The 15,104-nt window shown below is 61.8% G+C and carries 15 protein-coding genes; 1 reads left to right on the top strand and 14 read right to left on the bottom strand.

The features are described 5' to 3' along the window. Positions 1-31 precede the first annotated feature (31 nt). The 3 genes from FFI94_RS13555 to FFI94_RS13545 all read right to left on the bottom strand — a co-directional run bounded on the left by FFI94_RS13555 (position 32) and on the right by FFI94_RS13545 (position 3,453). Positions 32-1,765, bottom strand: coding sequence for an amidohydrolase family protein (locus tag FFI94_RS13555; protein WP_138868322.1), 1,734 nt, complete (start codon positions 1,763-1,765; stop codon positions 32-34). Beyond that, complete coding sequence (locus FFI94_RS13550) at positions 1,758-2,735, bottom strand: alpha/beta hydrolase (RefSeq protein WP_138868321.1); 978 nt, start codon at positions 2,733-2,735, stop codon at positions 1,758-1,760. Before FFI94_RS13550 ends, FFI94_RS13555 begins: the two co-directional genes overlap by 8 nt. A gap of 100 nt (positions 2,736-2,835) precedes the next feature. Next, complete coding sequence (locus FFI94_RS13545) at positions 2,836-3,453, bottom strand: TetR/AcrR family transcriptional regulator (RefSeq protein ID WP_138868320.1); 618 nt, start codon at positions 3,451-3,453, stop codon at positions 2,836-2,838. Between the two features lie 113 nt (positions 3,454-3,566). On the opposite strand from FFI94_RS13545, the gene FFI94_RS13540 reads away from it, so the two are divergent. Next, positions 3,567-5,222 carry an NAD(P)/FAD-dependent oxidoreductase gene (locus FFI94_RS13540; protein WP_138868319.1) on the top strand — a complete coding sequence of 552 codons (1,656 nt, stop codon included), beginning with the start codon at positions 3,567-3,569 and terminating at the stop codon, positions 5,220-5,222. Here the strand turns inward: FFI94_RS13540 and FFI94_RS13535 are convergent. The 11 genes from FFI94_RS13535 to pgsA all read right to left on the bottom strand — a co-directional run bounded on the left by FFI94_RS13535 (position 5,186) and on the right by pgsA (position 15,085). After that, on the bottom strand, positions 5,186-6,274 hold the full coding sequence (locus tag FFI94_RS13535; RefSeq protein ID WP_138868318.1) for an alpha/beta fold hydrolase: 1,089 nt from the start codon (positions 6,272-6,274) through the stop codon (positions 5,186-5,188). The genes FFI94_RS13540 and FFI94_RS13535 overlap by 37 nt on opposite strands. 299 nt (positions 6,275-6,573) lie before the next feature. Beyond that, entirely contained in the window at positions 6,574-7,188 is a 615-nt protein-coding gene (locus FFI94_RS13525; protein WP_260684092.1) for a TetR/AcrR family transcriptional regulator, read from the bottom strand. 7 nt (positions 7,189-7,195) lie between these two features. Continuing rightward, the gene (locus tag FFI94_RS13520) at positions 7,196-8,062 is read right to left on the bottom strand and encodes an amidohydrolase family protein (RefSeq protein ID WP_138868316.1); all 867 of its coding nucleotides are present in this window, start codon (positions 8,060-8,062) and stop codon (positions 7,196-7,198) included. A gap of 334 nt (positions 8,063-8,396) precedes the next feature. Next, positions 8,397-8,939 (bottom strand): putative immunity protein, encoded by a 543-nt coding sequence (locus tag FFI94_RS13515; protein WP_138868315.1) that lies wholly within the window; start codon positions 8,937-8,939, stop codon positions 8,397-8,399. Positions 8,940-9,377: 438 nt separating this feature from the next. Continuing rightward, positions 9,378-9,686: an AzlD domain-containing protein gene (locus tag FFI94_RS13510; protein WP_138868313.1), complete on the bottom strand. Its 309-nt coding sequence runs from the start codon at positions 9,684-9,686 to the stop codon at positions 9,378-9,380. Beyond that, the gene (locus FFI94_RS13505; protein ID WP_260684089.1) at positions 9,683-10,345 is read right to left on the bottom strand and encodes an AzlC family ABC transporter permease; all 663 of its coding nucleotides are present in this window, start codon (positions 10,343-10,345) and stop codon (positions 9,683-9,685) included. Before FFI94_RS13505 ends, FFI94_RS13510 begins: the two co-directional genes overlap by 4 nt. A gap of 26 nt (positions 10,346-10,371) precedes the next feature. Next, complete coding sequence (gene pdxS / locus FFI94_RS13500; RefSeq protein WP_138868312.1) at positions 10,372-11,280, bottom strand: pyridoxal 5'-phosphate synthase lyase subunit PdxS; 909 nt, start codon at positions 11,278-11,280, stop codon at positions 10,372-10,374. Between the two features lie 103 nt (positions 11,281-11,383). Beyond that, a complete protein-coding gene (locus FFI94_RS13495) occupies positions 11,384-12,406 on the bottom strand; it encodes an NUDIX domain-containing protein (RefSeq protein ID WP_138868311.1) in 1,023 nt (340 codons plus the stop codon). After that, positions 12,403-13,530 carry a glycosyltransferase family 4 protein gene (locus FFI94_RS13490; protein ID WP_138868310.1) on the bottom strand — a complete coding sequence of 376 codons (1,128 nt, stop codon included), beginning with the start codon at positions 13,528-13,530 and terminating at the stop codon, positions 12,403-12,405. The genes FFI94_RS13495 and FFI94_RS13490 overlap by 4 nt, the downstream gene beginning before the upstream one ends. Next, complete coding sequence (locus FFI94_RS13485; protein ID WP_138868309.1) at positions 13,527-14,429, bottom strand: phosphatidylinositol mannoside acyltransferase; 903 nt, start codon at positions 14,427-14,429, stop codon at positions 13,527-13,529. Before FFI94_RS13485 ends, FFI94_RS13490 begins: the two co-directional genes overlap by 4 nt. Continuing rightward, complete coding sequence (gene pgsA, locus FFI94_RS13480; protein WP_138868308.1) at positions 14,426-15,085, bottom strand: phosphatidylinositol phosphate synthase; 660 nt, start codon at positions 15,083-15,085, stop codon at positions 14,426-14,428. Before pgsA ends, FFI94_RS13485 begins: the two co-directional genes overlap by 4 nt. Positions 15,086-15,104: the final 19 nt, after the last annotated feature.

The raw sequence follows: 15,104 nt of genomic DNA, 5'->3' as shown, positions 1-15,104 counted from the left end.
TTTCCTAGGAAGTTCGGGGAGGATATACCGATCAGCGCATGTTTGATTCGGGAATGGGCCGAGCACCACGAACCAGGCGTCCGGGTAGAGCTCCGGTGTGCTCGCCCTCTTCGAATACAACGTCACCCGCGACGACTGTCGCCACGTAGCCGGTGGCGGTTTGCATCAGCCGACGACCGCCGGTTGGCAAGTCGTACAGCACTTCCGGCTGATCGGCTTGCAGGCGTTCGAAATCGATCACGTTCAGGTCTGCCCGATATCCCGGCAGCAGCTGACCACGGTCCAGCAGACCAACCACAGCTGCCGTGTCGGCGGTGTGCCGCTTGATCAACCACTCGATCGGGAACAACAATTCGGGATTTCGGTGGTCACGTCCCCAATGAGTGAGCAGTGTTGTCGGGAAGCTTGCGTCACAGATAGCGCCGCAATGCGCGCCGCCGTCACCGAGCGCCGGCACAGTATCCGGCCGAGCAAGCATCTCGCGAACCGCATCCAGATTCCCGCCCGCATAGTTGAGCATCGGGAAGTACAGGAGTCCGCGCCCGCCTTGCGCCATCATCGCGTCGTACGCAACCTCGACGGGTGACACACCGGAGCGCTCGGCAAGCGCAGCAACCGAATCATTGGGTCCCGGTTCGTAGTTGGGCGGATCGCCGAGAAGATAAACACTGTCGAAACGAGTCGAGAGTTTCTGGACGAACTCGCTGTCTGTGACGGGCTGCTCGGCGAGCAGTGCCGCCTTGACCTCGGGGCGAGCAAGCTGCGACGCTCTCTCCTCGCGAGGAAGATCCGCGAGCGCCGCGTAACTGGGATACGCCATGAACGGATGCCAGCTCAACTCCCAGCCGAGCATCACTCCGACAGCTCTCGGCGCGACCTGACCCGTAATCGGAATATTCTGTTGCGCCGAGACTTCCGCCAGTCCGTCGAGTAGTGACCGCCACTTGTCCGGAGCCCGCTCGCTTTGGACGATCGACACGGACATCGGCCGCTGCGCCGCCTCGACTATCGCGCTGACAAACTCCATCTCCTCCGGTTCGTCCATGAAATCGGAGATGAAGTCGATGACACCGGCACCGGCCTTCGCCAGACCCCGGGCCAGCCCGGTCAACTCCTCCCGAGAAGCTGTCAGGCTGGGCGTCGGCTCGCCGGCGGACGTCTTGTGCACCGCAGACCGCGACGTCGACCACCCGAGCGCACCGGCCTCGACTGCCTCGGCAACAAGATCACGCATCCGGTCCATTTCGGCTTCGGTGGGCCGAGCCAGATGGTCACCTCCGCGCTCCCCCATCACATAGGTACGAAGCGCGCCGTGTGGCAGTTGGGCGGCAAAGTCGATGGCATGCGGCGTATCGATCGCGTCGAGATAGTCGGGAAAAGACTCCCAATTCCAGCTCATCCCTTCGGCAAGAACACTTCCGGGAATGTCCTCGACGCCTTCCATCAAGCTGATCAGCCAGTCGCGCTGCTCAGGTTTGACAGGCGCAAAGCCCACACCACAGTTACCCATCACCACGGTGGTGACGCCGTGCAGCGACGACGGTGTCAGCAACGTGTCCCACGTGACCTGTCCGTCGTAATGCGTGTGGATGTCCACAAAACCGGGAGTGACAAGCTTGCCCGACGCGTCGATCTCACGACGTCCCACCTCGGATACGTCGCCGATTGCCGTGATCGTGCCGCCGTCGACAGCGACGTCCGCTCGCCGCGGCGCGCTGCCCGTTCCGTCCACCACGGTGCCGCCGCGAATCACCAGATCATGCATGATCTACCGCCTCGATCGAATCGGATTGCCGGGCAGCGTCTTCGAAGAGACGCAGCGTGGATGCTGCCACCGCCTCGGCGGCCGCTGCGGCGGCACCCGATACGGCGGTGAACTGGAGAAAACCGTGCGGCAGAGTTGGGTAGTGCTGCACCTCGACGAGGACCCCGGCGCCGCGCAGTCGCTCGGCATACTCGAGTCCCTCGTCCAAGAGCGGATCGTGCCCACCCACCACCACAACAGCCGGCGGCAGTCCCGACGGGTCCGCAGCATGAATCGGCGAAATGTCCGGCGAGATTCGAGCGTTCACATCAGGGCAGTAGTGGTCGAAGAACCATCCCATCTCTCGCGCACCGAGGAACACTCCGGAGTTGTCGACGTACGAGTCCCGCGTCAGGTCGGCGTCCACCACCGGATAGATGAGCACCTGCCCTACCAGCGTGACCTCATCATCGGACCGCATCAACAGTGCGCTCACGGCCGCCAGGTTTCCACCGGCGCTGTCGCCCGTGACAACGATTCGCGGATCCAGCCCCTCGGATCCTGAGGCAACCCATCGCAGCACCGTCTCCGCATCGTCGACTGCGGCGGGGAATGGGTGCTCCGGTGCGAGCCGGTAATCCACGCTCACCACCGGGACGCCACAAGTGTCGGCGAGCAGTCGACACAGCGGGTCGGCGTAGTCGAAATCCCCTGTGACCCAACCACCACCATGAAAATGTACGACGGTACCGGCGTGTGTCACCTGCGTCGGCCGGTAGATTCGAACCGAAACTCCGTCCGTCACCGAACACGTTTTGATCGACGCCACCTCGGGTCCGGGAGCGCAGGCTTGCAGCGCACCCCGAATCCGCTCACGCGCCTGCGGTGGGGTGAGTTCGACCATCGGCGGGAGCCCTGCCCCTGACGCCGCGTCGGCGACGGCTTGTAATGCCGGATCCAACTCGCTTCGTTCCTGCACACGACTTGTCATGAACTAGAATCTAACTCTAGTCTGTGAATATGACAACAGTCACACTTGAGTCGCGAGTCGGTGCGCGGCTTCGCCTACCAGCGCAGAACGCTGCCGTCGCTCAGCTCGTGCCGTTCAACGAGAAAATCATGTCGACAGTGCGATCGAGTAGTCGATGCACTTCTACTGCGTCTTGGCGTCCCAAACCGAATAGCACCAACTGGTGAGTCAACACAGCGGTCACGATCGACACGATGTCGGCAGCATCGCCCGCGGGCAGATCGGCGAGTTGCGCGCGATACGAGGTCAGCACCTGATCGGAGAACTCGGCGAAGATCTCGGACACAATCGGATCAGTGGACTGCCGGAGACTGCTTTGCAGCCGCAGAAAGGTCGGATACTCCTCGAACCGACGGACCGAGTGATGCAGACGCTCGCGTATCCGCTCGGCGGGCGAACGCGACGTGTCAACCGGGTTTCCGTGCTTGATCGGATCCGTCGAAGACCAGTCCCGCAACACCGCCGCGTACAGATGCTCCTTGGACGTGAAGTATCGATACACCGTGCCGAGCGCAACGCCGGAACCCTCTGCAACATCACGGATTTGGATGCGTTCGAACTCGTCGGTGACCAACAACTCGCTGGCGACATCGATGATGTGTTGACGCCGCGCCTGTTGACCTTTGGGCAACGACGCGGGATCCAACTGCGCCGGCCTGTCGTTGGGCCCTGCGTCCACGTTTGCATTCCTCCCGTTACACCCGAACACCGTGCGGCGTACTCACTGCCTGCACTGATGCTACTGGCACGGCTTGTCGTCCCCACCCCTCACCGTGAAACGAGGCAGTCCCCATGTTGAACAACCCTCCGCAGTCGCCCACCTTCGATGCAATTGTCGTGGGCGCCGGATTCGCCGGTCTCTATGCGCTGCACAGCCTTCGAGAGCGCGGCTTGTCCGTGCGAGGGTTCGAAGCAGGCAGCAGCGTCGGTGGAACGTGGTTCTGGAACCGCTACCCCGGCGCGCGCTGCGACGTCGACAGCGCCGACTACTCGTATTCCTTCGACGACGACCTTCAACAGGAGTGGGTGTGGACAGAACGCTTCCCCGCGCAGCCTGAGATCCTCTCCTATCTCGAGCACGTCGCCGATCGATTCGACCTGCGGGAAGACATCACGTTCGGAACTCGCGTGACGTCTGCTCGTTTCGACGAGCCGGTGGGATTGTGGACGATCACCACCGACGACGGAAAGACTGTCATCAGTCAGTGGCTGATCATGGCCACCGGCGCACTGTCCTCCGCCCGAATGCCGGACATAGCCGGCCAGCACGATTTCCGCGGCGAGGTCCATCACACCGGGCACTGGCCGTCACAGGGTGTCGACTTCACGGGCAAGCGCGTGGGTGTCATCGGCACCGGATCGTCCGGAGTACAGGCAATCCCGCTCATCGCCGAGCAGGCCGAACACCTCACCGTCTTTCAGCGAACACCGGGATTCGTTATCCCGGCACGCAACCGGCCACTCGGACCCCGCGAGCTTGACGAGATCAAGGCCGACTACCCCACTCGTCGCCAGAATCTGCGCGAATCCCACGGTGGCTGGATTCTCCCGCCGCCCGTTGGACTGGCACTCGAGACCGCTCCCGAGGTCCGCGACAAGGAATACGAGAGCCGCTGGGCCGGCGGCGGAATCGCGTTCCAGAACACCTTCGGCGACATCATGACGAGCGTCGACGCCAACGAGACTGCCGCTGAATTCGTCAGGTCGAAAATCCGCGAAACCGTCGAAGATGCGACTACAGCAGAGGCGCTGTGCCCCAAGGGGTATCCCTTGGGTTCGAAACGACTGTGCATCGGCACCGACTACTACGAGACCTACAACCGAGCCAACGTCACACTGGCGGACCTCCGCGTCTCACCGATCGAGCGAATAGCACCTGAGGGAATCCAGACGTCTGCTGGCCTGCACGAACTCGACATGATCGTCTTTGCCACCGGATTCGACGCCATGACCGGGGCGCTGAACGCCATCGATATCCGCGGGCGAGGTGGCATCGCACTACGCGATGCCTGGGCGACTGGGCCACGCACGTATCTCGGCGTCGCGGTTGCCGGCTTCCCCAACATGTTTGCCCTCACCGGACCGGGCAGTCCTTCGGTCTTGTCCAATGTCGTGGTCTCGATCGAGCAACACGTCGAGTGGGTCGCGGACTACATCGACCACATGCGCCGCGTCGGCGCGCGTTTCGCCGAAGCTACCACTTCCGCGCAGGAGCAGTGGGTGGATCACGTGACCTCCATAGCTGCGGAAAGTCTCTACATGCAGGCAGATTCGTGGTATCTCGGCGCTAACGTACCCGGTAAACCGAGAATCTTCATGCCCTATCTCGGTGGGGTCGGAAACTATCGAAACCTCTGCACTCAGATCGCCGCCGACAACTATCGCGGGTTCACCACCACCCCCGAACTGACTCAGCGAAGCGGTACGTTTTCATCGAGGAATCGCTGAGTCATCTCGGCAATCTCGGACGCGTGTGCATGAAACAGGTAGTGGTGGCCGTCCATTATTTCGACCTGTTGAATGGACGGGTTGGTGATTGCCGCGTGGTGGGAAGACTCCCATTCCGGGTCGGCCGTGAGTGACGACGACGCCAGGATCGACATAGCCGGCATCGTCGGAGGGAAAGTAGCGCCCTCGGCGCCGCGCACGTTCTCAGCTTCGTGAGCGGTCTCGGCGAGCATCGTCGAATTCAAGACCCAGGAGTACGAGCGTAAATAGAGTTCTTGCTGCTCCGGGGTGTATTCACCGGCGTCCTCGAGGCTTTCTCGGTAGTCGGCCGCCAGCCCCAGATAATCGGTGTGCATATCCAGGAAGATCAAGTCCCGGACCCCGCCCAGTGCCGTAACCGTAGACATCCAGCCCGGCCACTCCGGTAGCCCTTCGGCAAGTTCGGACGTGTAGCGCTCGTCATCCAACCCCACGACGGCGGCAACCTCGCCAGGATGGTTGGTAGCCCACCACATCGCGTACAGACCGGAAATGGAATGTGGCATGAGAACATAGGGACCGTTCAATCCCAGGGCGCTCAGCGCAGAACGCGTCTCGTCGACGATTGCTTCACTGGTTCGCGGCGCGTCTGTGCCGTCACTGAGCCCCAACCCGAAGTTCTCGACGGTGACCACCGTGTTCGCCTCCGCCAGACGTCGTGCGAGTGGCGCAAAATCGAGAATCGGCTCAGGCGTACCCATACCAGGCATGAGAACAATGGTGCGTGGGCCTGAGCCTTGAACAGCGACGCTCATCCGATGTCCGTCCACATCGACATAGCGGTGCGAAGGTCCGATAAGTTGCTCGATGGCTTGCTTGTCCCGAGGAGTTTGCCACCGATGATTGATGGTCGAAATCGACACAGCACCAACAACTATCGCAAGCAAGGCAACGCAGATCCATCGCACCACGCGAAGGAATCGCCGTCGCGGCTTCCGAACCGTCGAATTACCGGCCTGCTCCTCCGAATCCGACTCGACGGCAATCGGATCAGGTCCCCTGGTTTCCCCCATGCGACCAACCTATCCGACTCCCCGCCCGCATCAGTGTTTGCGACCGGAGTATCGGGGTACATGACCCGCATGATCGATCCTTTTGCGTTGGCGCACAGCATTCCGCTTCCGTCGGATACTGGGCCCGATCCAGTGCCGCCGAACCCTGTGCCTGAACCAATTCCGCCAGCGCCTGGCCCTGTCCCGCCGACACCGCCACCCGTGCCTCCGACCCCACCGCCGCCCAACCCTTATCCGCCCGACCCGATCCCCCAGATATCCGACCTGGGGATCTGCGGAGCACAGGGCGATCGACAGCCTCAGGCGTAGTCCGCGAGAACCAAGCGACAAACGTCCTCAACGTTCCGAAGGGCCTCCGGGAAACCGATACGCCCCGTAGTCCAGAGAATCAACGAGTTCAACATCGTGCTGCCGATGGACAGTGAAGCCACCCGGGCAAGCTCGGGTGGCACCCCGTTCATCAGGCCGAACAACGCTATCCGATTGGCAGCGGCGCGGTCGTCCATCTCGTCTCGGACGTACGGGTCTGCGCAGGTCTGCAGCTCGATCTCGAGGCGAGCGAAATTCGGTCTGCGGTGAAATGCATTCATCTGCCTGGCGTACATCTCCAGGACTCGATTCAGGACCGATTCACTACCGGAACGCGTTGAACGCTCACCGGTAACACTGGCGTCGAAACGTGCGTTCCACGCAACCATCGACGCCGCCATCAGATGCTGCTTGGCAGGAAAGTAGCGATACAGAGTTCCCAAGGCGACGCCCGCACGCTCAGCAACCTCGCGAATCTGGACGGAGTCCGGGCTCATGTCCGCGAGCATGTCGATTACGGTGTCGGTGAGCGCTTTCCGACGCTCCTGCTGCGAAGCCGTCATGTTCTCGGCACTCATAGGTACCGCGGCCGACGCATCGATCATCGCTCGATCACTCCTTCAGCTTCAAAACCTTGCGGGCGTTCAGATGCAAGAACTTCGGCCACACGTCCTCATTGAACGGCACGTGTGGCATGTCTGCGAAGATACGGTCCAACGTCAATCCGGCCGGAAAGTAACCTGCGTAGATAATCTTGTCGGCGCCACGCGAATTGGCGTAATCGACTATCGCCTCGGGGTAGTGCTTCGGCGCAAAAGCCGAAGTCGAGTAGTACAAGTTGGGCCACTTGAGCATCAGCTTGACGGCCAGTTCCTCCCACGGTTCACAGCCGTGCCTGGTGACGAACACCAGATCAGGGAAATCGAACATCACGTCGTCGATGAGTTCCACGTGCTGTACCGCGGATTTCAATCGAGGTCCGGCGATACCGGCACACGCAAAGATCGGAATATCCAGTTCGACACACTTCGCGTAGATGGGATACATCTGCGGCGCATTGAGAGCGACCTGCGGAAAGGTGCCCGCGGCAAACGAACTCACCGATTTGATGCCGAATTCCTCGTATTCACGCGTCATTGTCGACAGAGTGCCCATGATGTTGTTGGGGTCCACAGCCGAACCTTGTGGCACAAAACGGTCGGGGAACTGCTGCACTGCATTCCTACCCGACTCGGTCGCCACAGTGACCATCCCGATTTCGATACCGTGCTTGTCCATCTCATGCAACGTCACCGACACCGGATCCGCGGTAGACAGATCCTTGGGAACGCCCTTGAACATGTACTCGGCCGGGAACTCGAACGACTCGCGGCTTTCCCGGTCCTTGGTCTGCTTGGTGATGAAGTCGTACTCGTGCCCACCGGACTCACGAAACCCGATAAGTGTGTCGACGATGGGAATGCCCTCGAATGGCGTCATACCTGTGACTCCTCCACCTTTGATCCACTAGACCCAATGGTCAATAATGAAACCGTGTTCTATTTGAGCGATAGTCCTGAGAGTAGAGCCTGGTCGGACTGAAGTCCAGAGCCGCCATGGATCCACTAAACATCAAGTTATCGACACCCGTTCGAATGTTGGTGCAGTATCGAGTTCGGACCTGCCGGTCATATCGCCCCCAGATGAAATGAAATAGTGTTCTATATCAGCAACGTCGGGGTTGCCTGAGCGGTCCGGTCCGAACAGTCGGCGATGACGGCAGCACCGGGGCCGATCTGATCGAAACGCAATTCCGCGAGAAGGTGATTCGGAGCTAGGGCTCGCGTCGGCGTAGGGAAACGTCGAGAGTGCTCATGATTTGGGCAAGCCTGCTCTTCCCCACAGGTGCGGCCGGGTACCGCCCGAGGACGTCGAGCAACACGGATGTAGCGCGATCGCACGTCGACTTTATGGATTGTGCTGCGGCGGCTTCATCTCCGTCTGCATCCAACTCAGCGACTCGAGCGGCACACGCCGCCGCTCGCAAGATGTGGCCGACTTGCGTCGCTCTCGCGATGGGATGCAAGTAGGCGGCAGCGGCGGCGTCCCCGCACGCACGCGCTGCGAGTTGTCCGATCTCGCTCCCAATTTCCTTTGCAGCCCGGTGAGCATCGAGGGCGGTGACGCGCTGCATGTTGGTTCTCGGGGCCCCGTCGGCAAAAACCCATGCAGCGACGAGCGCTGCTCGCGGACGTCGGTCGTCAGGCGCATCGGCCTCGAATGCCGACAGCAATGGTTGAGCGCTCTCGGCGGCGAACCGTGCGACCGTGCGCAACTCGTCCATCGTCAATTCGAAATCGCCGCTTGCCTGTGTCATCGCGTCGATTCTCTCAGAATGAATTGCCAGATTTCGCGGCGATCCGAATCTGTTCGGTTGTAGCCTCGCCGCTAGGACTCGAGCTTTCGACGTTTCAAGCTACGAACGCCGTCGTCGACCTTGCCGAGATAATTTCCGCTCGAGCCAAATCATTGTTCGCGTGACCGCATGCTGCCAGCATGGGCGCATGCCCGTGATGCACTCAGCCGGCGTCCGTGTCGCGGATCGCCCCGGTCAATGCGTGAACTGCACTCACCCCGCTCCCTCTCTGGGACGCGGGTGGATCGAACGCTGCCTCAAACTCACACCACAGCCTGCTCGGTGTGCCGAGATCGTGGCCATGGACTACTACGCTGGGCTGCTCGAATTCTGCCGGTGCCGACATCCATTCCATGGATCATGACCTCGGCCGCCGAAACCATGTGACACACATACCGTTCAAGCGATGCCGACGACTCGAAGCAGCGCGGTCACCGTCGCCGCACCGACGACTATCACCACGAATGGTGCACGACGCCATATGAGTACGCCTGCCACGGCGACGCCGAGCACTCGCGCCCACCCGGCAAAACCGTCGCCGGAGTAGACCGTCTGGGTAGCGGCCAGCGACACCAGAAGTGCCGTGGCACCCAACCCGAGCATGCGCACTGTGTGCGGACTCAGATGTATCCGATCCCGCAACAGCGGCCCTGAAACACGAAACCCGAAGGTCCCCAAGGCGATCAGACCGATGATCCACCAACTCATCGGCTACGGCCCGCCGCGATCAAACCGAGCAACCCGGCAATGACGCCGAGACCGGCAGGCAGCACGGGCGTCAGAACCACCGCAATTGCCGCCCCCAGCAACGCAACCCGACGATCGACACGGTCTCGCCACGCGCCGGCTGTGAGCGCCAGCAGAGCGGCCGGAAATGCAGCATCGATCCCCAGCGCGTTGGGATCGCCCAGAAGATTTCCGCCGACCGCGCCTATTGCCGTGCCGATATTCCACGCGAGAAACAGCGTGATCCCGGCGGCGAAGAATGTCTTGCGGGCCCGGGACACATCACCGTGCGACGCAAGTTCCGCTGTGGTGAAAGCCGTGGCCTCGTCGGTCATCAGGTGCGCGCCGAAGATGCGTGAGGGCCAACTCCCCCGCAGAACGTCGGCAAGCACCAGGCCGTACGGCAGATGACGTGCGTTGAGAAGCAGCCCACCAAAAACGACGGCGGCGGGGGCTGCACCTGCAACCACCGCCGCCACCACGAGAAACTGAGCTCCGCCCGCATAGACGATGCCTGACAGAGCAATAACCTGCGGCAACGACACCCCCGCCGCTACCGCAACCGCCCCGAACGAAGCACCGACCAATGCCATCGCCAACCCCAACGGGAGTAGAGCCGCAAGGGATTGACGATCAGGCACCGAGTCAGATTACCGCCCTGCGAGAATCACCAGCCGCGCTCGGCGAGACGATGTCCGACGGGCAGGTCGTCGACATTGATGCCGACCATCGCTTCGCCCAGTCCGCGGGAAACCTTGGCGAGCACGTCCGGGTCGTCGAAGAACGTCGTGGCCTTGACGATGGCCTCGGCACGCTGCTGCGGGTTGCCGGACTTGAAGATGCCCGATCCGACAAAAACGCCCTCGGCGCCGAGCTGCATCATCATCGCGGCATCGGCCGGGGTGGCGATGCCACCGGCGGTGAACATGGTGACGGGGAGCTTGCCGGCCTTGGCAACCTCGACGACCAGGTCGTACGGAGCCTGCAGTTCCTTTGCCGCGACGTACAGCTCGTCTTCGCTGAGCGAGGTGAGACGACGGATCTCGGCGCGGATGGTGCGCATGTGGGTGGTGGCGTTGGAGACGTCTCCGGTGCCGGCTTCACCCTTGGAACGGATCATGGCCGCACCTTCGTTGATGCGACGCAGTGCTTCACCGAGGTTGGTAGCGCCACAGACGAACGGTGCCGTGAACTTCCACTTGTCGATGTGGTTGGCGTAGTCGGCCGGGGTGAGAACTTCGGACTCGTCGATGTAGTCGACGCCGAGGCTCTGCAGGATCTGCGCTTCGACGAAATGGCCGATGCGGGCCTTCGCCATGACGGGGATGCTGACGGTGGCGATGATGCTGTCGATCATGTCCGGGTCGCTCATCCGCGAGACGCCGCCCTGGGCGCGAATGTCGGCCGGGACACGCTCGAGTGCCATGACGGCAACCGCGCCGGCATCTTCGGCGATCTTGGCCTGCTCGGCGGTGACCACATCCATGATCACACCGCCCTTGAGCATCTCGGCCATACCGCGCTTGACGCGTGCGGTGCCAACGGCAGTGGTGGGGGCGGAATCGGGGGTGCTCACAGCAAACTCCTGCAATAGTGGCGTCATGATCGAACCCCAGAACTGTAGAACGAACCGGCCTTTGATTCCGTAGCCAATTTGCCATTGCTGGCCTTAAATACGATCAGCGGATCGAGCGCACTTCAGGATCTTCGGTGCCATCAGCGATGGTCGCAGCTTCTGCCAGCAGATTTGCCAAATCGAGCGGGTACACCGGCTCACCTGCCTTTGTCAGTTCACGAATGACGTCGGCGCTACACCAGCGGAAACCGGAAATCGCGCGTTGTTCCAATTCGGTGTGGCCCTTGAACACCGGAGTGAAGCCGGAGGTTCGAGTGGTGAAGAACAATTCCTCCGAACGGATCAACTCGCCGTCGAACGGGAAAATCGCGACGCGACGCCACAACGGTCCACGGAGATCTTCCGGCGCGATCGTCAACCCTGTTTCTTCGGCAACTTCACGAACTGCGGCGCCGCGAATCTGTTCACCACGTTCGATTCCCCCACCGACAGTGAACCAGAACTGCCGGTCCGGGATCTTCGGATCGTGTCCGCGCAGAAGCAGCACGCGGTCCTGTTGATCGAGCAGCACCACTCGCGCCGACGTCCGAGCCGTATCGACGGTAATTCCCTCGGGAACTGCGGCAGCTGTCGTCCGTTCGGTGATCTCGAAATACTGTGGCAGCGGCGCGGTTCCGCCCAGGTGAAGCCAGCGGACCAGTCGGCGGGTTCGCAGCGCGAGGGTGTCACGCACAGCGTCGTTATGGAACCGCCGAGCGATGAGCACCCGGGCCTCCGCGTCAGCCAACTCCGCAACCAGCTGCGGCCGCAACGACGTCGTTCCATATGCGGCGAGAGCATTGGACAGTCTGTTCTCCGCCAACTCACGGTCCTGCCGATCGGCACGTTCCGCCGCATCCGCCAGCGTCACGAACCGTCGAGCGTCCTCGGCACTCATGTCGACCGCCGCAGCTCGAACCACGGCGGCCCTACGCGACAGTGCCGCATCAAGCGCCAGCCACGACTGATCCGAACGGACGTGTAAGCGGTCCAACCGGTTTGCCGTTCCGTACGCCCACAGTCCGATGACCAGAACGACGGCAGCAATGAGCCCGAGGACAAAAATTGTCAGTGCAGAAAAAGTCACGATCCCACCACGTGCACGCCGGTGCCGCCCACAGTCACGGTCTCGTAGACCCGCAGAATCTGTTCAGCCACTACCGGCCAGTCATATTCGGCAACCACCGCAGTCGCGGTATTGACCAATGCCCTGCGCCGGTCGGGATCGCCGAGGACCGAATCGATAGCCGCGGCAAGCGCGTCGGAATCCCCGATCGGAACCAACAATCCGGCCTGTCCGTCGCGAAGCACCCGGCGGAAGGCGTCGAGCTCGCTGGCCACTACAGCAGTACCGGCTGCCATTGCCTCCACCAGCACGATTCCGAAACTTTCTCCACCGAGATTGGGCGCGCAATACACGTCGGCGCTACGCAACGCCGACGCTTTCTCCTCGTCACTGACCTGACCGAGCAGACGCAGGTGACGGGAGTACTTCCCCGCCTCTTTACGAAGCTTGTCCTCGTCGCCGCGCCCCACCACGATGACCTCGAGGTCCGGATGACGCTCCACCAGCGCCGGCAATGCACCCAACAGCACAGCCATCCCCTTGCGCGGTTCGTCGTAGCGACCGAGAAACAGGATGGTTCCACCTTCGCGTGGATAACCGGGCAGAAGTTCCGCCCCGGCAAACGCAGCAACGTCGACGCCGTTCGGAATCTCGACGGCGTCCGATCCCAGAGACTCGACCTGCCACCGACGGGCCAGCTCCGAGACGGCGATGCGGCCACTGATCTTTTCGAGGTAGGGAGCCAACACGCCTTGGAAAGTGCTCAGCACCAACGACTTCGTCGTCGACGTATGGAACGTGGCGACGATCGGGCCCTCTGCAATGCGCAACGCGAGCATCGACAGACTGGGCGCATTGGGTTCGTGAATATGCAGTACGTCGAAGCCGCCTTCGGCGATGAACTTACGCAGGCGCGCATTTGCAGTGGGGCCGAACGACAACCGAGCAACGGAACCGTTGTACGGAATCGCGACGGCCTTGCCCGCCGAAACGACGAACTCCGGCAGCTCGTCGTCATCCGACGACGGCGCCAACACGCTCACCTTGTGCCCGCGCTCGATCAACACCTCGGCCAGATCCACCACATGCGCCTGCACCCCACCGGGTACGTCGAACGAATACGGGCAGATCATGCCGATTTTCATTCACCCTCCATGCGGGCGAGCCGCGATTCGGAAAGGTCGGAACGCCAGAGTGGTTGCAGCATGTGCCAATCTGCCGGGTGCGCCGCGATGTTGATCGCAAACTGATCGGCTAGCGCTTGAGTGGCCGGGCCGATTCCCTCGGACACATCGACCGGTGGATCGATCTTGAATCCCCAACCGTCGTCGGTGAACCAGCAGTGCACCGGCAGCAAGGCCGCTCCGGTATCGATGGCAAGTTTTGCAGGGCCCGCCGGCATACGAGTGGGTTCGCCGAAGAACGTCACCGGCACGCCCTTCTTTGCCAGGTCACGCTCCCCCAACAAACACACGATCTTGTTCTCGTGCAGATGCTTCGACAATTCCACGAACGGCGGATGCTCCCCGCCGCTGAGCGGGTAGATCTCGAAACCGAGGCTCTCGCGATACTCCACAAAACGCTCGTAGAGCGATTCCGGCTTCAATCGCTCTGCGACCGAGGTCAATCCACCCCACTGCTGAACACACCACACGCCGGCCATGTCCCAGTTGCCACTGTGCGGCAAGGCCAACACTGCACCCTTGCCGTCCGCCATTGCCTTCTCGAGGTATTCCTGCCCCTCGACCAGATCGTTCAGCGCCTTGCCCGTGGCGGCCAAATCCATCGAAGGCAACCGGAAGGCCTCGCGCCAGTACCTCGCGTACGAGCGCATCGACTCCTTGATCAGCTGATCCGGAACCTCAGCCGGCGTGACCCCGAGAACTCGGGCCAGGTTCTTCCGCAGTTGTTCGGGACCACCCTTACGCACCGCAAGATCCGCGCCCACATTGAAGAGCTTGACCGCGACGGACTCCGGCAGGCTGCGAACCAGTCGCCATCCCGCGGCGTAACCCAGATCAGTAGCGCGTTCGGCAACACTCACTTGTCGGACTCACCTTCGGTGTCGGATACAGCCGGTGCGATCGGTAGAAGTTCCCGCGCACCAGGCGAATTCCGCACCGCAAGCACACGCTGGAAAACAGTCACGATACTGCCCGCGGCAAGTACCCACATCGCGATGTGGATCGCCCACGGCAATCCGAGTCCGGTGAGTCCGGCACCGACCAAGACGATGACCAGACGATCTGGCCGCTCGATCCAGCCGCCGTCGGCAGTCAGACCACTCGCCTCTGCCCTGGCCTTCGCGTACGAAATGACCTGGCTGGTGACCAAGCAGATAAGCGTCGCCACCAGGAGCCACTTGTTGTTCTCGTGGTAGACGGCCCACCACGCCAAACCCGCGAAAATCGCGCCGTCGGCAACTCGATCACACGTGGCGTCGAGAACCGCGCCGTAGCGGGTTCCGCCGCCCCGTGCGCGCGCCATAGCGCCGTCCAGCATGTCGAACATGACGAAGAACCAGATGAAGATAGTTCCCCAGAAGAGATGCCCGGACGGGAACAACGTCACGGCGCCGGCAATGCTTGCGACCGTACCGATGATCGTGACCGCGTCGGGCGTCAAACCTGTTTTGATCAGAGCTTTACCCATCGGTGCCGTCACCTTGGACACCGATGCGCGTCCGAAGAAGCTCAACACCTCTGGAAACCTCCACCTA

The organism is Rhodococcus sp. KBS0724 (genome assembly GCF_005938745.2).
GTDB lineage: Bacteria > Actinomycetota > Actinomycetes > Mycobacteriales > Mycobacteriaceae > Rhodococcus_F.
Note: the sequence above shows the minus strand (reverse complement) of the source record. Positions and strands in the feature narration are given on the sequence as shown.